Source organism: Flavisolibacter ginsenosidimutans (genome assembly GCF_007970805.1).
GTDB classification, from domain to species: domain Bacteria; phylum Bacteroidota; class Bacteroidia; order Chitinophagales; family Chitinophagaceae; genus Flavisolibacter; species Flavisolibacter ginsenosidimutans.
Map to the genome: position 1 here is coordinate 1,257,870 of NZ_CP042433.1, position 24,431 is coordinate 1,282,300.

General features: G+C 44.8%; 21 protein-coding genes and 1 tRNA gene. 7 read left to right on the top strand and 15 right to left on the bottom strand.

What is annotated here, in order from left to right:
• Positions 1–5 precede the first annotated feature (5 nt).
• The 6 genes from FSB75_RS22200 to FSB75_RS05235 form a co-directional block, all read right to left on the bottom strand.
• Positions 6–707: a PQQ-dependent sugar dehydrogenase gene (locus FSB75_RS22200; protein WP_172623065.1), complete on the bottom strand. Its 702-nt coding sequence runs from the start codon at positions 705–707 to the stop codon at positions 6–8.
• 16 nt (positions 708–723) lie between these two features.
• Positions 724–1,527 (bottom strand): PQQ-dependent sugar dehydrogenase, encoded by an 804-nt coding sequence (locus FSB75_RS22205; protein ID WP_146783802.1) that lies wholly within the window; start codon positions 1,525–1,527, stop codon positions 724–726.
• Positions 1,528–1,913: 386 nt separating this feature from the next.
• Entirely contained in the window at positions 1,914–2,327 is a 414-nt protein-coding gene (locus tag FSB75_RS05220; protein WP_172623066.1) for a plastocyanin/azurin family copper-binding protein, read from the bottom strand.
• A 10-nt stretch (positions 2,328–2,337) separates the two neighbouring features.
• Entirely contained in the window at positions 2,338–2,880 is a 543-nt protein-coding gene (locus tag FSB75_RS05225) for a DUF4142 domain-containing protein (RefSeq protein WP_227990772.1), read from the bottom strand.
• A 515-nt stretch (positions 2,881–3,395) separates the two neighbouring features.
• Entirely contained in the window at positions 3,396–3,656 is a 261-nt protein-coding gene (locus FSB75_RS05230) for a hypothetical protein (RefSeq protein WP_146783807.1), read from the bottom strand.
• Positions 3,657–4,047: 391 nt separating this feature from the next.
• Positions 4,048–5,385 (bottom strand): hypothetical protein, encoded by a 1,338-nt coding sequence (locus FSB75_RS05235; protein WP_227990773.1) that lies wholly within the window; start codon positions 5,383–5,385, stop codon positions 4,048–4,050.
• A gap of 321 nt (positions 5,386–5,706) precedes the next feature.
• On the opposite strand from FSB75_RS05235, the gene FSB75_RS05240 reads away from it, so the two are divergent.
• The 3 genes from FSB75_RS05240 (at position 5,707) to FSB75_RS05245 (ending at position 7,893) form a co-directional block, all read left to right on the top strand.
• Positions 5,707–6,369 (top strand): sigma-70 family RNA polymerase sigma factor, encoded by a 663-nt coding sequence (locus FSB75_RS05240; RefSeq protein WP_146783809.1) that lies wholly within the window; start codon positions 5,707–5,709, stop codon positions 6,367–6,369.
• A gap of 15 nt (positions 6,370–6,384) precedes the next feature.
• Positions 6,385–6,549 carry a hypothetical protein gene (locus FSB75_RS21770; protein ID WP_172623067.1) on the top strand — a complete coding sequence of 55 codons (165 nt, stop codon included), beginning with the start codon at positions 6,385–6,387 and terminating at the stop codon, positions 6,547–6,549.
• Between the two features lie 156 nt (positions 6,550–6,705).
• Entirely contained in the window at positions 6,706–7,893 is a 1,188-nt protein-coding gene (locus tag FSB75_RS05245) for a threonine synthase (protein ID WP_146783812.1), read from the top strand.
• A gap of 220 nt (positions 7,894–8,113) precedes the next feature.
• Here the strand turns inward: FSB75_RS05245 and FSB75_RS05250 are convergent, their stop codons facing one another.
• From FSB75_RS05250 to FSB75_RS05275, 6 genes are all read right to left on the bottom strand, one after another.
• Complete coding sequence (locus FSB75_RS05250; RefSeq protein WP_146783815.1) at positions 8,114–8,527, bottom strand: arsenate reductase ArsC; 414 nt, start codon at positions 8,525–8,527, stop codon at positions 8,114–8,116.
• Positions 8,528–8,622: 95 nt separating this feature from the next.
• Positions 8,623–8,955: a M48 metallopeptidase family protein gene (locus tag FSB75_RS05255; RefSeq protein WP_146783817.1), complete on the bottom strand. Its 333-nt coding sequence runs from the start codon at positions 8,953–8,955 to the stop codon at positions 8,623–8,625.
• A 3-nt stretch (positions 8,956–8,958) separates the two neighbouring features.
• Complete coding sequence (locus FSB75_RS05260; protein ID WP_146783820.1) at positions 8,959–11,895, bottom strand: type I restriction endonuclease subunit R; 2,937 nt, start codon at positions 11,893–11,895, stop codon at positions 8,959–8,961.
• A 9-nt stretch (positions 11,896–11,904) separates the two neighbouring features.
• Positions 11,905–13,218 (bottom strand): restriction endonuclease subunit S, encoded by a 1,314-nt coding sequence (locus tag FSB75_RS05265; RefSeq protein ID WP_146783823.1) that lies wholly within the window; start codon positions 13,216–13,218, stop codon positions 11,905–11,907.
• Complete coding sequence (locus FSB75_RS05270; protein ID WP_146783826.1) at positions 13,215–14,786, bottom strand: type I restriction-modification system subunit M; 1,572 nt, start codon at positions 14,784–14,786, stop codon at positions 13,215–13,217. The genes FSB75_RS05265 and FSB75_RS05270 overlap by 4 nt, the downstream gene beginning before the upstream one ends.
• Before the next feature lie 170 nt (positions 14,787–14,956).
• Complete coding sequence (locus FSB75_RS05275; RefSeq protein WP_146783829.1) at positions 14,957–15,394, bottom strand: hypothetical protein; 438 nt, start codon at positions 15,392–15,394, stop codon at positions 14,957–14,959.
• A 288-nt stretch (positions 15,395–15,682) separates the two neighbouring features.
• On the opposite strand from FSB75_RS05275, the gene FSB75_RS05280 reads away from it, so the two are divergent.
• Together FSB75_RS05280 and FSB75_RS05285 are read left to right on the top strand one after the other, a co-directional pair.
• Positions 15,683–16,027, top strand: a complete 345-nt coding sequence (locus tag FSB75_RS05280) for a hypothetical protein (RefSeq protein WP_146783832.1) — start codon at positions 15,683–15,685, stop codon at positions 16,025–16,027.
• Positions 16,024–17,628, top strand: a complete 1,605-nt coding sequence (locus tag FSB75_RS05285; protein ID WP_146783835.1) for a recombinase family protein — start codon at positions 16,024–16,026, stop codon at positions 17,626–17,628. The genes FSB75_RS05280 and FSB75_RS05285 overlap by 4 nt, the downstream gene beginning before the upstream one ends.
• Here the strand turns inward: FSB75_RS05285 and FSB75_RS05290 are convergent.
• Positions 17,594–17,678: transfer RNA gene (locus tag FSB75_RS05290), tRNA-Ser, on the bottom strand. The genes FSB75_RS05285 and FSB75_RS05290 overlap by 35 nt on opposite strands.
• Positions 17,679–17,785: 107 nt before the next feature.
• On the opposite strand from FSB75_RS05290, the gene FSB75_RS05295 reads away from it, so the two are divergent.
• On the top strand, positions 17,786–18,220 hold the full coding sequence (locus FSB75_RS05295) for a CBS domain-containing protein (protein WP_146783838.1): 435 nt from the start codon (positions 17,786–17,788) through the stop codon (positions 18,218–18,220).
• Positions 18,221–18,277: 57 nt separating this feature from the next.
• Here FSB75_RS05295 and FSB75_RS05300 read toward each other — a convergent pair whose 3' ends face one another.
• Complete coding sequence (locus FSB75_RS05300) at positions 18,278–20,377, bottom strand: endonuclease MutS2 (protein WP_146783841.1); 2,100 nt, start codon at positions 20,375–20,377, stop codon at positions 18,278–18,280.
• A gap of 225 nt (positions 20,378–20,602) precedes the next feature.
• On the opposite strand from FSB75_RS05300, the gene msrA reads away from it, so the two are divergent.
• Positions 20,603–21,172 (top strand): peptide-methionine (S)-S-oxide reductase MsrA, encoded by a 570-nt coding sequence (gene msrA / locus FSB75_RS05305; RefSeq protein WP_146783844.1) that lies wholly within the window; start codon positions 20,603–20,605, stop codon positions 21,170–21,172.
• Between the two features lie 498 nt (positions 21,173–21,670).
• Here msrA and FSB75_RS05310 read toward each other — a convergent pair whose 3' ends face one another.
• A complete protein-coding gene (locus FSB75_RS05310; protein WP_146783847.1) occupies positions 21,671–24,115 on the bottom strand; it encodes an outer membrane beta-barrel family protein in 2,445 nt (814 codons plus the stop codon).
• Between the last annotated feature and the right edge of the window lie 316 nt (positions 24,116–24,431).

Sequence of the window (24,431 nt, forward strand, 5' to 3'; positions counted from 1 at the left end):
TGGATTTATTTATCCTTATCATCTAATGACTTGTCGTCGTTGTCTTTCTTGTCTTTGACCATAACCAGCTTTAGAATTTTTCCGGTATTGCCAGCGGGTCCGAGCCTGCTGGAAACAGCCAAATACATTTCGCCTTCCAGGTCTTGCCCAAATCCTTTTAGATAATAACCGATATCACCGGGGTGGCTTGCAAGTTCTATTTCCTGGTAGTCCCACAAGGAGGGGCCGTGTGGATTGGCGATAAAAAGTTCACCGTTTGGAGTTGTGGGCGTTTGCGAGAAGGTTCCAAAAATGTATTTCCCCTCAAGGCCGTGCAAATCGTTACCCCGGTAAACATTTCCGCCAATGATCGTGGTGGCTCTTCCTCCTCCTTCCGGATTCAACCAGTTTTTTACCTGAATGACCGGATCAATCAGCCTGTTGCCAAAAGCATCTACATCGGGGCAATTTTGAACCTCAGCAAATTCATTGGCTGCGTTAAAACATTCAGTGCCTTCTTTTACGTTCCAACCGTAATTACCACCTTTTTCCACCAGGTCTATTTCTTCATATCTCGATTGGCCAGCATCCATACCAAACAAGCGGTGCCCGTCTTTCATGTCAAATGAAAAGCGGAAGGGATTACGAAAACCATAAGCCCATATTTCGTCCAGGCCTCTCTTCCCAACAAATGGATTATCCGGCGGAATGCCGTAAGCTTTACCCAAGCTCGTGGTGTTTACATCAATTTCGCAGAAAGTTTCCTAAAAGGTTTTGTTCAATGTCCTGCCCATTGCCGCCGGCGTTAAAGGCATACCAATCTTCTACGTGACCAGGCCCAATGTCGTTCTTGTTACCGCCGTCACCGATCGCTATATAGAGATAGCCATCAGGTCCAAAAGCAATCGTGCCGCCGTTGTGATTTGACTGCGGGTGAGGCTGCTGAAGAATTTTTCTTTCACTGCCCGCGTCGGCCATATTGGGATTAGACGAAACTCGGAATTCGGAAATCGTCGTCATATTGTTCCAAACCTTTGGAAGTCCCGTGTTTCCTGCATCGGAGGTGGGACCGCCGGGGGGCGGTGGAGCGGTGTAAAAAACATAAAATTTACCGTTGTAAGCATAGTTGGGATGGAAAGCAAGGCCCAAGAGTCCGCGCTCGTCGTAGCCCGGCGACAGCGGTGTAACCAGTTTGCTGCTGATGTCTAAAAAGGGCGTTGGTAATTTATTGCCGGCACCGTCAATGATCCAGATTTTTCCAACCTGGTCAATTACAAACAAACGCTTGCTTTTGTCGGGCACAGCGACCAAACCAACAGGAGACACAAAGTTGTCGGCAACAAGCTTTACGTCCACAGCCTTGTTGCCTTCCACCTTCAGTGATTTTGATTGCAAGGCGTTTTCGGGTTCAGTCTTTGGTGGAGAAAGTTCTCGTTTACAACTTTGAAGCAATAAAAACGCAACAAACAACGGAGATGCCCACGCGACTGCTACGGGCAGCCGCGCAAGACCTGCGATCTTCTTCAGTGTACTTTTTACTGAATGCATGGTATTGGTTTTAGGGGTTAAAAAATCAACCGCGCATCTTGAGTGGAAGGTGCATTACAGAAATAACATGACGGTGCCGGAAAATATCGGATTGAACGAAGTATTCGAAAGGTGCAGATCGAAAAACAGGGCTGGTGCCGACGGCAAGACGCATTTTGCATCAACACACCAATACCAGTATCATCGTTTGTAACCGCCGTGCACAAAAAGTAACTTTTAGTGCCAAACAATTTTATCTCATCAGGTTCGGTGTGGTCGGTCTATGTAACCGCATTTGGTCTCCCGATTGTAAGGTAGACTCTCCATTCCGTGGAGCGAATGTTCATGCTTATTTGCTTTGCAATACACGCGTGTAAAATCAAAGCCTATACTTGACAACCGCAATTTTATTCGACCTGAATTTTGCCTTTCATGACGACATGAATGGCGCAGAAATAATCAGCGTTTTTGGTGAACACTTTTGTCCAGAATCTACCCGGTACGATTGTCGAAGATGTCCAGGCTTTGCCGGTATCGGTCACGCAATGATTGGTCAAATCATTGTTGATCCAAACGACAGTATCGCCCTTGTGAACGGTTAATTGATCGGGAACGAATTTCATCTTGTTGATCTCCACAATAAACCTGTGGTCGCCGGGTTGAGGCACAGCCGGAGCAGCAGATGAATCGATTGAGTTAGCCGCTTGCGGGTTCTCGTTTACATGCGGCAGGTTGTCGGGTTTTGGCTTATGGTCGTTGCAGCTTGCAATAAAAGCAAGGCAAGCAAGCAGCCAAACGCTGCCTGCCTTTAATGTTTTCATGAGGGTCATTTTACTTCAGGTTTTTTGCCACCATTTCTGCGTGTTCCAAATGGGTGTGGAGTACCGGCGATACGCTTTGAAGCAAACTTTTAAGTTCCGCGTTTTGCGCATCGGGAATCAGCGTTTTATCCACAGCGGCAATCACGGCCTTGTGATAGGTCACTTCGTTTTGTGCATAGGCTTTGTCAAAAGCTGGTCCTGACTTAGCTTCTAACCGTGCCATTGTTTTTTTGGCGTTGGCCTGCAGGTGTCTGGTAACTGCGTTGTCTTTTGGCGTGACGCCCAGCTTGGTGACGAGCGCCGAAGCTTTGTCAATAACTGATTGGTGGTCCGCAATCATGGTCTTGGCAAAATTGAGCACCTCGGCATTTTTTGATTTTTGTTGTGCTAGTTGGGCTGCCTGTATGTCTATTTGGTTCGCAGCAACTGCTACCGAAGCAATTTCTGCATCGGAAAGCTTAGAAGCTTTTTTCTTTTGTGAGGTTGCCGGAAGGAACGCAACAACCATGGCAATAATCAAGATGCAGGAGCGGAAAAGCATTTTCTTTTTCATGTCAATTGTTTTGTAGCTACTCTTATTGAGTAAGCAAAGACAGAAAAGGTTACAGTCCTTCTGAAATGTTTTATCGGGCAATGCAGCATTAAACAGTGGGCTTGCAAATTGGCAAGAAGGACTGCTTACGTTCAAGGGTTTACCTATGAGGGTGCATAACCCAGACTGTCAATTGCATTGGTTTTGTAATTTGACTTCGTGTTTTGCTGCTTTAAGCAGCTTGGCGAAAAAAATAGAAAGGCTGGCATTTGAGATTTCGGAGATAATGATTGCTCCGTTTTCGTCTTTGCTTTCGTTGTCCAATTGCGTGATAGTAACTTCTTGTTGAGCGGTTCCAGATTTATCTATGTTATGCGGTGTAGTTGATACCTGATGAAACGGTAAAAACCCCTGATTTTGTTTCTACATCAACACTTTGACGACACCTGTTTCCACAAATGTCCACAAAGGTTTACTTGTACTTAAGTAATTTTCGTTTTCCTGCTCGCTCATTCCACTCAGTTTGTTTACTGCGGTTATGTGTTGATCAATTTCTTTGATAGCCGGTGCTGCGCAGTATTTAATTCGAAACCAGGCCATAGATTTATACCGGTAGCCCTCTTTATGTAGGGATCTACCGGGGCTTCGTTAAAATATTTTGCCCATTCACTGGTATTAATAAAAGTGGAACTGTCAACGGCTTCGTAGAGAAACTCGTCAATTTTTAATTCTACGGGAACGTTAGTAGATTCTGTTGGTGCAGAAATGGGCTGGTTATTTGTTTTATCCTTGTTCATCTCTTTCTGTTGTTTTGGTTTACGTTCGTTATTTGGCAGTACTCCGCCGTCAGTATAACAATGCGACTCCGAATCTAGAAAGCTTTGTCGAAGTCCCGGAAATAACAAGCCCGAGAAATTTATTTTTCAAAAACGACCGCGTCTGGTTTTGCACTAAGCAAATCAAGAGTTCATTGATGTCACTGATCATTTTATCCGGACCACAGATATAAAAGTGCCGGGTAAAGTCATCAACCCGGTTCTTTAAAAACGTTTCGTCAATCTTGCCCAAATCATAGTGATCTGACTTTTCTTGCGTTGTTGTAAAGATGGCGTTGTCGCCCAGCATTGTCTAGTTCATCTTTCAAAATAACGTCTGCAGGCGTTTCCTTACGAAATAATAGTTAAAACACTACAATGATTTCAGGTACTCGACCAAATCTTTTTTCTCTGTCGTGGTCAGGTTTAAATGTTGAAACGCGTTGTAATGATTGACAACGTCGTCATACGTTGCAAACCGGCCATCGTGATAAAAGCCGCCTTTTGCCCGTGCAAACAGGCCTCCCAACGGTGTCGTGCGGTATTTGCCGGTTGGCGATCGTTTGGCTTCAAAGTCATCAATGCCAAGTTCCGCTGCGCTGTGCAGGATATTGTCGGCCAGCAAAGGTTCTTTGTGGCAAGTAGCGCATTTTGCCTTGGTCAGAAAAACGGCTTTGCCACGTCCTGCCGCGCCGTGGTCAAAGCTTCCCGATGGTGGTTTCGGCGCATCAATAGAATGCTGGTATTCTCTTAACGCAGGCAATTTCGCAGTGATTAAATCCGGCGTGTGCGTTACGTTCCAAAAGCCGTTTTCCACTGCAATCGGGTATTTGATTGGATCATTCAGCCGGTCGTCGTGAAAATTTCCTTTCCCGTGCATTTCCAAATTGGCAACAAAGGAATTCCAATACGAAATGTCGCCCCATCCCGTATACGTTGTAAGGTCAATGTTTTTCAATCCGAATGCGGCCGGTATCAGGTTGGCGGCTACTTTCCCGTCCGGACGCACAGCCTTGCCGTCCATAAATAATACAGCGGCAAATTTTCCGGGGCCCCAAGCGCCGAGTACCGACCGAAGCGTCGGCTCGTCTACATGCAGCAGGTTGGCTATCGGCGGTGCGTTATCGGTTAACGAGATGATTGCACCCACATTTAGATCCCTGTTTGGCCAGCCGTCCAATCCTTTCCCGATTCCCGGTGCGAAAGAGTTGTCCACCGTTGAATGACAAGACGCACAGGTAATGCCGATTGATTTTAGTCCGCCTTCATTGTTGAAATTACCTTTTACGCCAACCACTGCGTTGAGCTTCAGCAAGGCGATGGTCGTGGCCGGATCATCGAGGTTTATCGTGCCTTCTTTGAGACCTTTGACAACTTCGGCGGGCAACGCATCGGCATCAACTTTTAGTCCAACCGACAGTGCTGTTTTAGGACTGACACCAGCCCCAAAGCCTCCATTGTTGACGCCCGCAATTGCTTTGTCTATATGCAGAAGTCCGCTCCAAAAATCTCCATCACCAAAAGCATCGTAGCGAAAGATTTCCCGTCCTTCAGTAACCAGTGATTTGTTTTTTTCTTTGTTGGCGGCCATTCCGCTTGCGGGCAAGCCAGCACTTGATACCTCGTCTTTTTTAATGTCACGTGAGCATTGCAGAAAAAAAACAACGACGGCCATGGAAGAGACTACAAGGATTGGTTTCTTGTATTTCATAAAATGTTTTTTGCATGTGAACCAATGTTGAATACGGCAAACGGGCAATGCTAAGTCGTTCAAAAAAGACAAAGAAGGTTTAACAACGCATATTTTGTTTTACCCTTTTTAGATATAGAGTAAGCGAGTTCAAAAAAGGTTACAAAAAATTTTTAGCAAAAAGGTGTGAATGGTGGAGGCGGCGGGACTTACAGGAATATTGAGAAAAGAAACTAATAAAAAATCGTAATTTTTGTAACCTTTTTACCGCTTTCAAACTCTATGACCTAAAACAAGCCCACGCATGGATAGATTGGCCTAAAGTACAAACGACATTTACGCATGAGAAAAACGGAATTATACGCTGCGCTTTCCGAGACAACAATTATCAATAGAATAATTTCTGGCGATACAGCCCTGTTTGAAATTTTGATAAGGCGATACAATGGTGTGTTGTATAAAATTGCGCGGAGCTATGGGTTCAATCACCAGGACGCAGAAGACTTGATGCAAGAGACGCACATTGCCGCCTATTTAAAATTGAACCAGTTTGAAGGCAGGGCCGCCTATAAAACCTGGCTTTCAAAAATTATGTCGAACAAGTGCCTATATAAACTAAGCCACGGTGTTGTAAGGAACGAACAACCTGATGAAAATATAGGTGAAACCGCAAATCCTTTGTTCTCAAACACAGACGCGCAAGCCGTTGAAACGATCGTCATGAAAAGAGAGTTTTCAAATTTTTTGGAAGCCAGTCTAAACAACCTTGCGCCTATCTACCGCACGGTGTTTGTGTTGCGGGAAATAGAAGGTTTTTCCGTTGCCGAAACGGCAGAACTATTGAACATTTCGGAAGTCAACGTTAAGGTCCGATTAAACCGGGCAAAGACCATGCTGCAAGAGCAATTGCAACACTTGTACAGCTCAATGGAGATATACGAATTTAACCGGGTGTATTGTGACCGTGTAGTAAACAACGTTTTTAAAAAAATCCTTGCGAACTAAAACTTGTAACGTTACATGGAAGTAAAAATGTTTGTGGCTGACCGGCCCGAGATCGCAGAAGCAAACATCAACGATTGGCTAAAAGGAAGTCGTGCAAAAGTCCTTTACATCGGTCAATCACAGAGTGAGCGCAACGGAAAATTTGTCTTCGTGATTTCTGTTTTCTACTCAAACAATTAAATCTTTCTAACGGAATTTTGAGCGGCCTTCTTTTTTGTTGAAAAAGCAATGGCTTTGCCACAAGCAAATTGCGATGCTTCCATTTCGTTGAAGCAAACCTTTATCCTATTTTAAATTTACATTGTTGCTTATTGATCACTATGAATACAGCTTCTTATGAAAACCTACGCACACGAAACCTGTCTCATTGAAAAACTTGTTTGTTCTCGCTGTAATAAAACGTATTCTCCCCTCCTCATCAATACATTTTCGCCCTGCTGCAACAAGCCTCTTTTGGTACGGTATAATCTACGCCTTCCGTTAAGCAGAAACAGGATTGATCAAAAGGAAAACTCCATGTGGCGCTACGCAGAATTGCTTCCTGTGTTCGACAAGAAGAATATTGTTTCGCTCGGTGAAGGCATGACACCCATCCTTGCTTTGCACAAGCTTGCTTCCAAGACACCGCTACAATCTATTTTGCTAAAAGACGAAGCGCACAATCCCACCGGCTCTTTCAAAGCAAGAGGGCTAAGTATGGCTGTGTCTAAGGCAAAAGAATTAGGCATTGACCGTTTAATCATTCCAACTGCTGGCAATGCCGGCGGCGCATTGGCTGCTTACTGCGCAAAGGCGGGAATGCAATGCACCGTGGTTATGCCGGAACATACACCTGCATTATTCAAAACCGAATGCAGGTTGTTTGGAGCGGAGGTGATTTTGGTAAGAGGTTTGATTAATGATTGCGCCAAAAAAGTGGATGAGATTAAAAAGCAAGAAAACTGGTTTGACGTATCGACGCTGAAAGAGCCTTACCGGCTCGAAGGCAAAAAAACAATGGGCTATGAAATAGCAGAACAATTAGACTGGCAGCTTCCCGATGTTGTTGTTTATCCCGCCGGAGGCGGCACGGGCTTAATTGGCATCTGGAAAGCGTTCCAGGAGATGCTGCAACTTGGATGGATTCAGGAACCTCTACCGAAAATGATTGCCGTGCAATCAGCAAACTGTGCATCGCTTGTTGCTGCCATCATAGACCCTGTTTCTTGGAAAGAAACGTTTTCACCCCGGCCTTCTATCGCAAACGGCCTTGCAGTACCTTTTCCTTTTGGAATGGAGTTGATGCTTGAAATTATTCATGAATCAAAAGGCGAAGCGGTAACGGTTAGTGAAAACGAAATAATAAATGGGATCAAAGAAGTCGCTGAAACCGAAGGAATACTGTTATCTCCCGAAGGAAGCGCTGCGTGGCAGGGCGTAAAAAAGTTGTTGCAGGAGCGAAAGCTTTCTGAAAGCGATAAGGTTTTGTTTTTAAACACCGGCAGCGGTTATAAATATCTGGAGAGCTTGATCGGCCAGTTATGATATTTTCATGTTCCTCTTTTTACATGATGGTGCACAGGCGGCAATGATTTCAGGTAAGCATAAATAGTGGTTATTTGTTTATTCGTCAGGCTTTTTAATCCATCGGCGGGCTTACTCTCCCTCCCGATGGCGCAATGCCTTCAGAAACCACTCTTGCAAAATCTTCTTCACTAAAGTTTTAATGCCGGTTTGCCGAGGCGCTACGAAAGGCAGTTGCTCCTTACAATTGCTCAGCAACAAAATCCCAACTGTATTGCTTTATCATGTCCCGCACTTCTCTAAACTTCTGCATAATTTCTTCTTCCGTTCCGGTCGCCTTTCCAGGATCAGGAAAATTGTGGTGAAACTTCTTCGCACTGGAAGGAAAGTATGGGCATCTTTCTTTTGCGTTGTCGCACACGGTAATGACAAAATCAAAATTTAGATTTCTGTATTCCGCCACATTGTTTGACGTGTGGTGCGAAATATCAATGCCGTCTTCTTTCATGATCTGAACAGCTCTTGGGTTGACACCGTGTGTTTCTACGCCTGCACTGTACACTTCTGCCTTGTCTCCGGCGAAGTGCCGCAAGTAGCCTTCCGCCATTTGACTTCTACAACTGTTCCCGGTACAAAGCACTAAAATCTTTTTCATTCGTCTATCTTACCGATACTGATAAGCTTCCAAAGAAGATTGATAACGGTAAAGCGGCATCAAACTCATTACCGGTGAAAATTCAACTGCTCCTTTCACTTTTCTCTTTCCACTTGTTTGCCGGAAAGCTTCTTTAGCCGCAACTCCAATTTTTCATAATCGCCCAAATACGCTGCCATCAAGCTTTTCCAAAGCTTGCCGTGATTGGGTACATTGAAATGCAGCAGCTCGTGAACAATCACGTATTCACCAAGGTCTTTGTCCATGTCAAGAAGTTCTTTATTAAAATTGAGGTTGCCGTCGGTTGAACATGAAGCCCACTTGTTGGTCATCGGCCGCAGCGCAAGCGAGTTTACTTTGACGTTCATTTTTTCCGCTACCCGATAAACCTGCTCTTTAAATTCTTTCTTGTCCTTCCACTTTGCCATGCACTACAATTTAAACGCAATGAATAAATGGTTGAACAAATCATCCACCAGCTTTGCCACCTTGTCCAAATCATCTTCTTCGGCAAAGACAGCATAGTAAATTGCTTTGCGCAGTTCCCTTAATTCTTTTTCGCTGCTGCGCCAATTCGGGTGATTGATGAACTCACCTTTTATTTGCCCCGTTACTTCCTCCGGATTTTTAAGCCCTCTTTCCAGCAAGGTTTTGTAAACAAAAAAAGTCAAATCATCGTAGCCTTTTTCCGCTTGTTCTTTGCGCCGCTTTAGGTCTTCTTCCAATAACTTTTTTATTTCGTCTAGCGCCTCTTGTGTGCTTTGCTGCCTGCTTTCATAATTCTCTTCTACGGCTTCGGCTCTTTCCCTTATGCCGACCAAAAACGGGTCGTCTGAATTTTCTTCCGCTATTTTTTCGATGCTCTTAATCAGGTTGATGACTCTTGTGTTGTCGTTCCCGCTGGCATCCTTTATTTTCTCAATAGTTTGTTCGTTGATTTCGAAAAACTCGTTGTTGAAATCGGGAACCGAACCCGCCACCTTGCTTTGCACCAACTCGTTTGTCTTGCGCTGAAATTCCCTGTCCACCTGCACCCGTTTTGCATAGGCATTTCTCACCACACCGTAAATGGCCGAAACGGTTGCGTACGTGTCAATATAGGGCCGAAGGAACTTGTCCGGTGAAATGATCTCGTAAAGCATTTCAATTTCCTTGTAGAGTTTAAAGAACTCTTTGCGCCGGGATTTATCACGGAAATAATCAATCAGGTTGTCCGTGTCTTTGTCGTTGAAGTTGTGTTTAATCAGTTCCAAATACGGCGGCACATTCTTGTCCATCTTTGACTGAAACAGGTATTTCAACAATTGAATGTCCTTTACAATGGCATTGATTTCATCGCTGTCAAAGGCCAGCGCTTTTTCGAGGTTTTCAAAGATGCCCACAAAGTCAAGCACAAAGCCGTGCGGCTTTACCATCTCCTTTTCTTCGTTCTCATAAGGACGGTTTACCCTTGCAATGGCTTGCAGCAGCGTATGGTCACGCATGGGTTTGTCCAGGTACATGGCGTACAAAATGGGTGCATCAAAACCCGTCAATAGTTTTTCGGTAACGATTAAGATTTTCGGGTATTCGTCCAGCTTTGTAAACTTCTTGCGGATTTCTTTTTCCCGTTTAGCGTCGTTGTGATAAGCTTTTAATTCTTCGGTGTCGTTGTTGTTGCCGGTGTACACCACTTCGGAATATTCGGGCGGCAGGTATTTGTCCAATGCTTTTTTATAAAGGGCACAAGCCGGACGATCAACGCCAACCAGAAAGGCTTTGTAACCCAAAGGCTCTACGTTTTCCTTGTAATGTTTGGCCACGTAAGCCGCCACTTTATCCACTCTTTCCGTTCCTTTTAAAAAGTTTTTGGTGTTCACGGCACGTTCCAAAATCTTGTTCAGTTCTTCAATGTCATTCACACCGTACGCATCGGCTAAATTCAAAAACTCCTGTTCCAAAATTTCTTTCGGCACCAGCAAATCGTTTGGCGCCATGCCGTAGAAAAGCGGCAGTGTGGTTCCGTCTACTATGCTGTCGGCAATGGAATATTTGTGCAGGTAGCCCTGGTCGTCGTCAATGCCAAAGGTTTTAAACGTGCCTTTGCCGTAAACCGTTTTGTCAACGGGTGTTCCGGTAAAACCAATGAAGGTGGCATTGGGCACGGCGGCCATTAAAAAGTTGCCAAGGTCGCCGCCGGTGGTGCGGTGCGCTTCGTCAATGAGCACATAAATATTCTTTCGCAAACTCACGTTGGCCGGCATGTCCCTGAACTTGTGCACCATGCTTACAACGATGCCCCGGTAGTCTTGCTTCAACAGTTTTTGCAAGTCCTGAATGCTGTCCGCAGGCTCTACGTTGTTCACGCCAATGGACGCCAGGTTTTTGAGCATCTGGTCTTCCAGTTCGTTGCGGTCTATCATCAGCAGAACGGTTGGCTTCTCCGCTTGCGGCGCCTTAAACAACAACTCCGCTGTTTTAATCATGGTGTAGGTCTTGCCGCTGCCTTGCGTGTGCCACACCAGGCCACGTTGCTTTGTTGGGTCCAAAGCTCTTTCCACCACTTTGTCAACGGCGGCTTTTTGGTGCTGGCGCAAAATGAACTTGGCCAGTTCTTCGTTCTGCTCCGCAAACAGGATAAACTTTTTCAGCAGGTCGAGAACGTGCTGAATGTTGCAGAAGGATTTTAGCTTGGCTTCGAGGTTGCCGATCTCTTCATCCTTCCAGTTAAAGATGTTGCGGCGAACGGTGTTCCAGGTAACGCCGTAGGAAAAGCCGATGCTTTCCGTAGCGGTAAACAATTGCTGCGGCACCATCAGTTCGGGTGTCTCGCGGTGGTAACGGCGCAACTGGTCAATGCCGATGGCGATGGCTTCGTCTTTGGTGGCGTTCTTGCATTCAATCACCACCACCGGAATGCCGTTGATGAAGAAAACCACATCGGCACGGTTGGCGTACTGACCGTTGTACAAATAATATTCTTCGCTTACTTCATACACGTTGTTCGCCGGGTTGTCATAATCAATGAGGATAAGATTAAACTCTCGCCCTTCGGCTTTGCTGAAAAATGTTTTGACCCCTTGCAGGTAGTGCAGAAAATCGCGGTTGCCGTGAATGGTGGGCAGGGGTAAATTCAACAGGCGAAGAAGGTCATCTTTTGCGGTGGGGCTGCCTGCATCGAACTGCGGGTTAAACTGCGCCACTTTTTGAAACAAGGTATCGGCAAAAAAGCGGCTGGCCGCTTTTGCTTTTTCTTTTGGCGAAGCCGCCGACGCATTAAAACCACGGCGGCGTTCCGCTTCGCTTTGCGAAACAACGTTCCAGCCAATTTCGCAGGCGTATTTTAAGATGCGGGCCTGGACGCTTTTGTGTTCGGTGGGTTTGGGCATTGCTTTCTTTTATGCTTCGGCGGCCATCGTTAACGGTTCGTCGCTTAGCGTGTATTCTTTTGCAAGGTTTTCAAATTCCAGGTCGTGCACACGTCTTTGTCCGGTCATTAATTCGTGCAAAAGGGTTTTGAACAAATCGGTGAGAGTTTGCTTTTTCTTTTTATGTATTGAGATTCTTTCATCGAAACATTTAAGAGTAGAAACGATGAACTCTTGGTCAGCGATGGTTTTGGAGTAAGCGATTTCAATTCCTTTAATCAATGTTCCACTTAAATTTTTTTGATTAGCTCCATGACCAAGGCTTCTGATGAAGTCATAATGAAATTCAAAAAAGTAATAGAGGTATTCGCTTAAAATTTCTTGTTCATTTCTTGGAATGATAGCAGCACATGCTTGGTTGATAGTTGCATCTATACCAAGCAAAGCCACTTTCCCTCTCGTAATTCCTTGCCCGTACATTGCCATCAATAACGTTCCTTTTGGGTAGAGTTTAGCGGATGAATTTTTTAAACCCAATTCAGTAATGTGCTCTTCGGCTTCATTTATGACACAATAATCTACTTCTCCAGTTTTCACCCACGGGATTGTTCCGCCATTCCAGTATTTGCTTTCAGTTCTACTTGGAGTTCCGCCTGAAGTCACATCAGCTAACTTACCCAATTTCACCACCTCCCAACTCTCCGGCACGGGCCCAATCTCTGTTTGTTTTTGGCGTTCGCCTTTGGTGCCTTCGGTAAAGAGTTTTTGCATCAGGGCTTTTTTGAGTTCGGTAGTGGTGCGAATGAGTTTGTCCTGCTGCTCTATTGCTTTTTGTACCGTGCTTAATACATAGGCTATTTTGCGTTGTTCGGGAAGCGGCGGAAGAAGTAATTGAAATGATTTTATGTTGGACAACGATAATTTCGGTTGCGCATTTTTCGACATTCTCGACAACAAATCTTCTTTATTGTGACTTGCCGATAAAAAGAAAACAAGGAAATCTCTATCAAGTAAATTCTTGTCTTTGACAATTAACCGAGCTGCATTCTCTGTAAGATTTGCACCATCCAAAACATCAGGTATTTTTCCTACAAATCCAATTGTTCCGGCTATTGAAATAAAAACATCTTCCTTTTTGATGATGTAGTTCTTTATCTTTTCTTGAATTCTTGGTGACAAGTATTTAATGTCAGAAGTGTTAACTGTATAATTTTCAAAATCGGTAACTCTTATATAAGGAAATGGTGTGGGGTTATCAAGCAATCGTTCTCCTTTTGGTAATCTTTTGCCACCTTTAACGTCTACGATTTTTTCTAAAATTTCTACTTCCCAGCCTTTCATCATATCCCCAACTTTTCAAAAATGTTTTTCAATTCCGCATTGTACACAGCAGCTTCTTCTTCCAACGCAGCCAGTTCGTCCACTATTTCGGCAATAGGCCGGTAGGTTTCCGCATCGGTAATTTGTATGTAGCGGCTGGGGCTAATGTTGTAGTCGTTCTTTACCACTTCTTCCCGGCTTACCAGGCGGGCAAATTTTTCTTCTTCGGCAAACGTTGTGTAAGCCGCCGCAATGCGCTCGATACCGGCTTCTGTAATGTAGTTTTTCGGGTCGCCTTTTACAAACTCTTTGCCGGCGTGCAGGAGGTAAAGCTTGTCCCCATGTTGCTTGGCCTTGTTCAAAAAGATAACAATGCCCGGCGCCGAGGTATTGTAAAACAGATTTTCGGGCAGGTAAATCACGCCTTCAATCAAGTCCTCGTCCACAAACCATTTGCGCACATCTTTCTCTTTGTTGGTGCCCTGGTTGCCGCTGCCACGGCTGGCGGCGCCGGTGTCTAAAATCACGGCGGCCCTTCCGCCCTCATTCAGGCTGCTGTAAATGTGCTGCATCCAGCCCCAGTCAATTTTGCCGCCGCAACTGCCGGCGGGAAAGCGGCTCATTTCGTCGTTGATAAAAAAATCGTCGCTGATGTAGGAAAGGCTGTCACGGCCCTGGTTCCACATAGGGTTGGCCACAATGCGGTCGAAGGTTTTTAGCTTGCCGCCTTTTCTAAATTTGGGGTTCTTCAGCGTGTCGCCAATTTCAATGTCGCCTTCCATGTCGTGTATCACCATGTTCATTTTGCTCATGGCCCAGGTGGCCGGTGTAAACTCTTGCCCGTATAATTTTAGCGGTGCGTACTTGGTTTTGCTTTTCAACGTCATCTTTTCTTCCATCACCAGCTCGCACTTTACCAGCAAGCCGCCGCTGCCGCAACAAGGGTCGTATATTTCCATGCCCGGTTCGGCATCCATAATTTTTGCCATGATGAAGCCCACTTCGGCAGGCGTGTAAAACTCGCCGGCGCTTTGCCCGCTGCCTTCGGCAAACTTGCGAATGAGGTATTCGTAGCTGCGGCCAATGATGTCGGGTTCCACGTCGTTTAAGCCCAATCGTTTTTCGGCAATCTTTTCAATGAGCTTGCTCAGGCGGTCGTCGTCTATATCGCGTTGGCCGTGGGTGGTGGCGTTGAAATCAATGCGGTCAATGATGCCTTGCAGCGAGGTGTTTTCTTTTGCCACCGAACGCAGGATGCCCGTGAGCTGTTCGCCTATCTTATCGCTCAGGGTCCTGATTACGTCCCAGGTGGTTTCTGATTCAGGGTCTTTTGGGCGAAGGGGCATGTAAAACCGCACGAGGGATTTGTCCCGCTCTACCAATTGCAAGGCTTTGGTTCTGGTTTTTACTTTTTCAGCAATGCGGTCTATCTCATCGTCAAATACGTCGCACAATCTTTTTACGAAGATGAGCGGTAGAATATAGTCTTTGTATTTGGCGGCATCGGCTGCGCCTCTAATGCTGCAGGCTGCGTCCCAGATCCACGCTTCCATGGATTTTACTTTCTCTACGCTTCCGTTTTGTTTGGCCATCGTTAGCAACTGGTTGTTTAAAAAGCAGGTAAATTCCGGACAATGTTTACTGCGCCAAGATACATTTTGTAACGTAGGTGTTGAGTGCTGGGGAAAGTATTTTTTATAAGAACGCGGTCAGCGTCGGATTTGCGTTTTTGCGGTATTTGCCTGAAGGAATGATGCTGGGGTTATAAAGAATAAAAGTACCCTCGTTCGCCTTTTCTTTTTTCACGCCTTACTCGTCCGTGCTTAACGGGCATTGCCAGAAGTGCCGAGAAAAATTTTTGCTTGTCGTGATGATGACGCAGCAGCGGTTCACGCTGTTCCAGCAGTTCAATCATCTCTTTTGATTGCAGGGGTCTTTCAGCTCTTTGAAGAATGAATACAATCTTTCCAACCCAAGTGGCATCTTTTCTGTAGCCATCGGCAGGGCTTTCGTATTGAGTTAGCTTTTCTTTCAGTGTTTTTATTTCTGCTTGCAGCTTTTGAACTTCCAGGTAGGCATCCTTAAGCAAGGAGTAAGCCGATTGCAGACGCAAATCTTTTTTGTTTTGCAGTTCTTCGGCTTCTTGCGGTGTATCGGCTTTTGTTTTTGCCGCTCGTAAACGTGTATAGGTATCTCTCATAGGTATTGATGCAATGGTTTTGATAGGCTCTCAGCAATGTATTCTAACGCTACTCTAACGCAACCCGTTATCTGTTCTAATTCCATTCAAACGGTATTCTAATAAAACCGGTAGGGGCTGTCATTAATTTCCGATCGCTTTGCTAAAGTAATCACTACTACTAATTTACTTAGCAAAATATTTAGTTATCCACATTGCTCCAAAACCAGTCCCAAACGTGCCCAAACCGGACAGGGTATTTTTCGGCCGCTCTATATTGCGCCGCTATTTACTAAAACAATTAGTCTTATGAAAACCCAAAAGAAATGCGCTGTTTGTGAAAATGCCTTGACCATTGCACCCACTGTTCGCCCCAGCTATGAAGACGTTGAATTAATCAACCCAAAGAAAGTACCCCTAACACCAGCTATTCTTCGAAGCTTCGATGGCTTTGAAAAAGTAACCGATGAAGAAGCAGAAAACATCTGCAAAACCTCTGCTGCCTTTGCCATGCTGCTGCTTCAGCTCTTGGCCCGTAAAAATGCACCAACTATTGAAAATCAAGAAGTTGTATATTTGAGCGAGCAAGAACAAGCACCAATAAGAAACATAAACGAACACCTATCTAAACCCTCTAAAAACAAAGCCGCATGAGTTTGGAAGCCTTTCAACAATTTGGACACGCCTCATCCCTGAAGATGGTCGTTAACAACATAAAGAACGCCATTGTTTATACCCGCGTATCGTCTAAAGAACAAGCCGACAACAACCTTTCACTCCATTTTCAGAAGAAGGTGATTGAAGAATACGCAGCAAAACAAGGGTTGTCTATTCTTAATTACTTCGGGGGCACGTATGAATCGGCGAAAACCGATGGACGGAAAGAGTTCTTGCGAATGCTGGAGTTCATCAAGAAGCATAAAGGCAAAGTGTCACACATCTTAGTTTATACCCTCGACCGTTTTTCAAGAACAGGTGGAGGCGCCATTAAACTCGCCCAAGACCTGCGGGAAAAGTATGGCGTCAGTGTTTTTGCGGTTACGCAACCCACAGACACGTCCAATCCAAGCGGTGTGTTGCACCAAAACATACAGCTTTTGTTTTCAGAATTTGATAATCAACTCAGAAAACAACGGGCAGTAGCGGGTATGAAAGAGAAATTTCAAAAAGGTGAATGGGTAACCCGTGTACCGCAAGGTTATGACATTGTAAAAGTCAACGGTGTTCGGAAGATTGTGGTGAATGAAGAAGGAAAGAAATTAAGAAAAGCCTTCTTGTGGAGAGCGGACGGCATGAAGAACGAAGAAATCATCCAGCGGTTAAACAGAATGGGTGTCAAGATGTACAAGCAACAACTCACCAAACTTTTCAAAAAGCCCTTTTATTGTGGCATTATCAATCACGGTATGTTGGATGGGCAGGTCCTAGAAGGCAATCATGAAAAGCTTATCTCCAAAGAAATCTTTCTCCAGGTAAATGGCCTTCACAAGGCAGCGGCAAATTACGGCGTTCCGCACAAGAAAGAAAGGGATGAAGTACCGCTTAAAGTCTTCATCAAATGCGAAGACTGCAAAGAACCCTTCACTGGCTACATCGTGAAAGCAAAAGGTCTGTGGTATTACAAGTGCAGAACAAAAGGTTGCAAGTGCAACAAAAGCGCAAAGACATTGCACAAACAGTTTGAAGAACTTTTGTCTTCTTTCAGCATCGATCCAAAGATGTTGAAACCCCTTGTTTATCAGATTGAGCACTTTTTTGAGGAGTTGAATAAAGAGGGAATAGAACAGGAAAAGGAATTAAAGCAAAAATTGATCGAGGTGACAAAGAAGCTAGACACGATTGAAGAAAAACACTATGTGCTGGAGGAAATGAACAAGGAATCCTTTGAAAAATTTCATGTAAAATACCGCAAGGAAAGAGACGAGATCAGAGACGTAATGGGAAAGTTGACACCGCAGATTTCGAACCTGAAAAAGAGTATTGAAGAAGCGCTTCTCTTTTCTACCAAACTCAGTGCGGTATGGGCTTCTAGCCCCGTGAGCGAAAAAGAAAAGCTGCAAAAACTCGTCTTTCCCGAAGGCATCCTCTATTCGAAGAAAATCGAGGGATTTCGAACCGAAAAAGTCAATTCGATTTTTTCCCTGATTGCAGAAGCAGCAAGGATTCTCGAAGAAAAGAAAAATGGGGGCAAACAAGCTTTAGCTAGTTTGTCCCCATCAGCGGAGAGAGAGGGATTCGAACCCCCGGACCTGTGACAGTCAACGGTTTTCAAGACCGCCGCATTCGACCGCTCTGCCATCTCTCCGGCGCAAATATAGAGTCGCACATCAAACCAGCAAAAATTTCTTCACGCAAAAAAATTCATTGAATGCCGCAACAGAAAACGTAAATTGGAAATTGAATTACTTGCGTATGAAAAAGGTAGCCGACATTCTGAAACGAAAAGGAAAAGAAATCATTTCCGTAACACCGCAAACAACCGTGCTTGATGCGTTGCGCCTGATGGCTGACCGCAACATCGGCTCTGTATTGGTGACCGAAAACAACGAATACAAAGGCCTGATGAGTGAACGGGATTATTCGCGCAAGATTGTACTGAAAGGCAAATCATCCACTGATACCCTAGTTGCCGACATCATGACGAGTGACCTCCCGACCGTTCATCCGAACGACTCCATTGAGCAGTGCATGCAGCTGCTTTCCGATAAGCATATTCGGTATTTGCCGGTATTTGAAGACGGTAAACTTACAGGCATTATTTCCATCAACGACGTGGTAAAAGAAATCATGCTTTCGCAAGAAGAAATCATTAGCAACCTAAAAGATTATTTGCACGCTAACGCATAGGACTGATAGTAGGCTATTTTATTGGTGCACAATATCCCAACATCTTACTGTCGGTTTTCATTCAACCTTTTCTTTAATCTTCACCAAGTCGGTCAAATCAATTTGCATGGGCAGCAAGCCAATTTTCACTACAGCCTTTTTGCCGCGCAATTCTATCACCTCTCCAACCTGAAGATTGCGTTTCATTTTTACTTTGTCGCCGACCGCAATTTCGCCGACAGTTTCTTCGTATTTGCTGTCAAGCTGCTTTTGTTTTTTACTCACAACTTTCTGCTCGTTCTTTTTAAACAGCAGACCGGCCATTTCTCTAATTACTTTGTTTTTATCCTCGCTTTTCTTCCATTCAATCACCATTGTGCGCAGCTTGCGTTCCATGTCTTTTAAATAAGCTAAGCGCTCCTCCGTGATCTTATTTTGCTGCTTTAAAAGTTCAACTTGTTGGCGATGCTTTTCTTTGTCCAGCACTAATTCCATTTCTTTTTTCAGGCGTTCATTTTCTTTTAGCAAATGGTGCAGGTCTTTTTCTTTTTCCTGCACCTTCTGCATGTCTTGTTCGGTTTTGTTGAGAAGCCGGTCCAGGCGGAAATGCTCTTCGTCCACCAATCCTCTTGCCTTTGTTATTAAGCGTTTGTCAAGCCCGATGCGTTCTGCAATGGCAAATGTGTAAGAACTTCCGGGCTTGCCAACCGTAAGTTTATAAAGCGGCAACAATTTCTTTTCGTCGAAAGCCATAGCACCGTTGATGATACCCGCCGTTTTATTGGCCATCACTTTTAAATTCAGGTAGTGCGTGGTTACAATGCCAATGGCGTGCTTGCGGGCCAGTTCTTCCATGATCACTTCTGCAAAAGCGCCGCCCAAATTCGGATCACTGCCGCTGCCCAATTCGTCTATGAAGAAGAGCGTCTTTCCGTTGGCGTTCTCCATAAAATATTTCATACTGAGCAAGTGGCTGCTATATGTGCTTAACTCAAATTCCAAACTTTGCGTGTCGCCAATATGAATCATCAATTGTTTGAAAATACCGAACTGCGAAGACGGATTCACCGGCACCAGCAACCCGCTCTGCACCATCATTTGCAGAAGGCCAACGGTTTTCATGGTTACTGTTTTACCGCCGGCATTAGGGCCACTGATGACGAGAATCCTTGCTTTTTCTTCTAACGTTAAATCAACTGGAATGGTGGCCTTGCCCGAACGTTGATTGTACAAATACAACAGCGGATGATAAGCTTTAACCAGGTGAACGTGGGCCTTGTCAATTACTACCGGGTATTCGCCTTTTATATCCAGCGCAAAGGCAGCTTTTGCCCGTATGAAATCGCATTCACCAACAATTGCGTGATATACATTTAGCAGCGATGCGTATTGTCCCAGCTGCTTGGTGAGCTTGCGCAAAATACGATAGACTTCTTTTCGTTCAGAAATTTCCAGTTCGTGTACGGCATTGTTTAGTTCAATCGTGTCTTCTGGCTCGATGAAAGACGTTCGGCGACTGTCGCTTTCGCCGTGCAAAATACCTTTTACCGTTCGCTTGTGTTCGGCAAAAACGGCCAGTACGCGTCTGCCATTCATAAAGCTTTCTTCAATCTCTGCCAAATAACCTTGCTTGTTCAGTTTTTGCACAATGCGGTCAAAGGCCCTACGCAATTCCGAACGCTTGCGGTAAAGGCTCGTGCGGATGTTGTACAAATCATCCGAAGCATTGTCTTTCACGGCGCCGCTTTCGTCAATCACTTCATCAATCAGTTCCTTTATTTTCTTTTCGTAATGCGTGCCCTTGATTACTTCGGCCAGTGCTTGGTAGGCTTCTTTTCGCTCGGCATCAAACCAGCGAAAAATCTTTTCAATGCTTTCCGCCAGCTTGCGAATGTCCACCAATTCTTCGCCGTTTAGCAGAGAGCCTTCGATGCTCAGCAACCGAAGCTCTCTGGCTAAATTCAGCACATAATCATTGGGAAAATGAATGGCGTTTTGCAAAAGCTGTTTGTATTCGTGCGACTGTTTCAGTTCTCTTTCAATAAAATCCTTACGGGTATGAATGCGCAGTTCAATCGCTTTTGTTTTGGCGTATTCGGTGCGGCATTTTTCGTGAAGCAGGTCTTTCACTTTGTCAAACTCCAATTGCACAACCGCTGATTCGGGATAGATTTTCATTCAGTGCTTTGTTCCAATTTTTTAAAAGGATAAAGGTAAGATGACGGAAGATGAGGAATGCGTTGTTTCAAAAGGCTGTGTTAAAAAGTTTTTGTTGGCTTTTCGTTTCGTAGATTGAGAACCAAATTTGTCATCCAACCGCACAAGATGCTCACGAAACTAGTCATATCACTTCTTAGCTTCACGACGATTGTTGCCTGCAACTCTGAAAAAAATTATCAAGTCATGAGTTCATCTTTAAACAACAGCATGGACAAAACCGATACCGCCACCTTTGGCACTGGTTGCTTTTGGTGTACCGAGGCCATTTTTGAACAATTGGACGGTGTGCTAAAAGTTACGTCGGGTTACATGGGCGGCACCAAGGCCAACCCGACTTACGAAGAGGTTTGCAGCGGCGCTACCGGTTATGCCGAATGCGTGCAGGTCGTTTACGAGCCGTCGAAAATTTCTTATGATGAATTGCTGGAGGTTTTCTTCAAAGTTCATGACCCGACAAGCCTGAACCGACAGGGAGCTGATGTGGGCACGCAATACCGCAGCGCTATTTTTTATCACTCGCCGGCACAAAAAGAAAAAGCCGAATACTATAAAAAAGAAGTGGACAAGAGCGGCGCTTACGACAAGCCGATTGTGACCGAAATTACCGCGGCCTCTGCTTTTTATTCTGCTGAAGATTATCATCAGGAATACTACCGCAACAATAAAAACACCAATCCGTATTGTTCCATTGTTATTCGTCCGAAGCTGGACAAATTTCAAAAGGTGTTCGCCAAAAAATTAAAACCGAGTTAAGGCTCATTTGGAACGAGCAACGCATTTAAAACCCAATCATTTTTTGATTGGGTTTTTCTTTTGAACCAAGCTACATTGCTACTGTTTAGCATCGTTGCGTCGCACTCTTGTACGAATTGTTCGCTGCGCGGCAAGATTGACCATAAATAACACAAAGAAAAAGCAGCACAGAGATGCGCAGAGTTTTCTTCGTGGCACTCCGTGTAACTTCCGTGGTTGAAAACAAGTTGAGCAACGTTCTCAACATACGATAATACGACGCAACAAAAGCCCCTTTGGAAAAAGGGGCCGACATGCACATGAGAAAAATAGAAAAATTTTTATGAAATCTATAAGTCTTGCAAAGGTTTTGATTGTGGTGTTTGCAAACGGACAAATTATGATAAAGGGTGAATAAGGCTTGACCAAAGTACCGGCGGCAAAAACTCATGATATAGAACAACGGTGCAAATGTTTTTAACGAAAAAGAGCTTCTTTTTCAGAAGCTCTTTTCAAATTTTAATTTCCGCCGCCTACCCTGCTTTGTTCATCGTTCGCACTGCTGCTTCTTCTCTTTACACCGCCTACTTTTCCTTTGCTGAACCGGTAGCTGAAACCAAGCGTAACAACCCTTGAATCGTTGCGCTCCTGGAAAGCCGCGTCCACGTTTCCGTATTGCGATTGGCCTTTGAAACCTTGCGTGTAAAAGACATCCCGAACATTCAGTCGAATGGTCCCTTTGTCTTTCCAGATTTGCTGGCTAAAGCCAGCGTTCAACGCTCCCATCGGGCTTGCTTTGATCACGCCTTCGATACCGGCCGTTCTGTACCATCCGCTTACTTCTGCGGTAAAGGTTTTGCTTAACTTAAATTGTTGCGAGCCGTTCAGCATAAGCGTCGTCGCATCAATGGTTACGTTTGTGTTGTTCACAAGGCCTTCAAAGCGGTTGTTGAACAGATTCACGTAAATACTGTTCGTCCACCATTTTGTTACGGATTTATTTGCGCTCACGGAAAGCCCCCACTGTCTTTGCTTCGCAATGTTTGCCTGCTTTACATAGGTTTCGTTGGTTGCTTCGTTTTGTTCAATCACCTGCTGAATGATGTCGTTGGTTTGCGTATAGTTAAGAGTGGTTGTCAGAAAGCCTTTGTAGGTATGGCTCAATTCAACGTTGTGGCTGAACTGCGGCTTCAAATTCGGATTCCCTTGTTGAGACGTATAGCGGTCAAGGTATTCAATGAAAGGATTCAGACTCTCGTAATTGGGCCGGCGAATTCGTCTGCCGTAATTGAGTCCCCATGTGTTTTTCTCATTGGCTGTGTATTGCAGAAAAGCCGTCGGAAAAAGCTGCGTGTAATGCCGGTCAAAGTTTTCGTTCGTTGTTAACTGATTTCCTTTTGCATTTGTGTTTTCAACCCGCAAGCCAAGTTGTGCGCTTATTTTTTTGCTCAGAGAACCACTGAGATTTACGTAAGCTGCGTTGATGTTTTCTTCGTAAACAAAATGGTTACTCCGGTTCAGGTCGCGTATTGCTGTTCCGTTATGCAAGGTGTCGTAGGCGGCGTCGTTGTCAGTTCTTACCCAGCTTGTTTTCAAACCGGCTTCAAAACGGGCGCCTTTTTTCAAGGGCATGGTATAATCAATTCGTCCGCTGTAGATGTCAATGTTCTGGGGTAAGCGGCCGTAAAGCGTATCGCCTTTTTTTGTTTCAATGCCCGTAGCTGAATAATAGTAATTGCTCAATGATTGATTGTTATACGCATCGTAGGTTACGTAATCCAAATCGGCAGTGAGTTCTTTACCTGCAGTATCCAAAACCTGGCGGAAATTGAGGTTGGTGCTAAAATTCTTCCACGATTCGTCTTGCTTTGACAGTGCTTTGGTATTGCTCGTCAGTATGCCGTTTTTATCTGAGATGTCGATGGTGTTATGGTTAACAAAAGAATTGGGTGCAGAAAAACCGTTCAGCACAATGCCAAGCGTTGTGTTCTTGCCGGCAAAAAAATCGGCGCCCAGTTTTGCGTTGTATGAACTGCCGCTGTTCTTCATGCTTGCCACCTGGTCAAAATGGGAAACCAGGGCCTTTGTTGTTTCATTTGTGAAATTCCGTTGAATGGTTAGTCTGTTGTCGCGTTCGCGGTAACCATGACTAAGGTTGGTAAACAAATTCCACTTGCCTTCGCGGTAATTAAAGTTGAATCCCTCGTTGAACTTGGGCAGATGGCCTTGTCCGTAACTGGCATTCAACGAACCGTTATAGCCGACCATCTTGTTCTTTTTTGTTTTGATATTGATGATGCCTGCGTTACCGGCGGCATCGAATTTTGCCGGTGGATTGGTCATGATCTCCACTTGATCAAGCTGATTGGCGTTCATACTGCGCAAAAGATTGGCAAGATCAGAGCTACCCAGTTGCGTGGGGCGGCCATCAATCAAAACCATTACGCCAGCTTTTCCTTTCAGACTGATGTTGCCGTCTTTGTCAACCGAAATGCCGGGTGATTTTTCCAGCACTTCCATGGCCGTGCTGCCAACGTTGGTTACCGAGGCTTCAACGTTTACAACGGTGCGGTCAATTCTTTGTTCAATAAGCGGCTTGCGTGCCGTAACCATTACGGCGGTCATTGATTTTGACACAGGGACCAGTTCAATGGGTTTCAGTTGGATGGTTGCATTTGCCGCTGAAAGTTCAAAGGCAGGCGAATAACCTTTTTGATGGCCAACCGCCGACACGGTTACGAGGTATTTGCCATAGCCGATTCCGTCAAAAACAAATGCTCCTTCTTTGCCCGCAACGGAATACTTGACCACCGAAGAGTCTTTTGCTTTTATCAAACTGATGGTCGCTGATTCAATTGTCTTTTGCGAACCGTCTATAACGGAGCCGCTTACTTTTCCGCCCTGCGCTTGGCTGCGAAAACTAAAGAGGCCAACGAGAAAAAGAAGGAAGGAAAACTGTTTCATTGTATTTTGGTTTAGTACTTGTTCTTAATTATTTCATTGTGAAAGTAGGTACTATGCAAAACATAGTACATTGTTTTATGACGAACGCTCTAATTTCAGGGATAAATGGTAAAGAGCGAACGACAATAGGACGCAGCGCCTCTCTTGCGGTTACAAATCGGACGGCTTTCGTGACAGTCGGAAGGAAAGCCGCGATAAACGGTAAATTCTGCTTTGTCATTTCGAGCACGAACCTATTTCGGTCGTCAGGGAGAAAAAAGTCTATCGTGACGGAGGGCCTTTTATTTCAGATGAATGCCGATTTCAAAGGAATAGC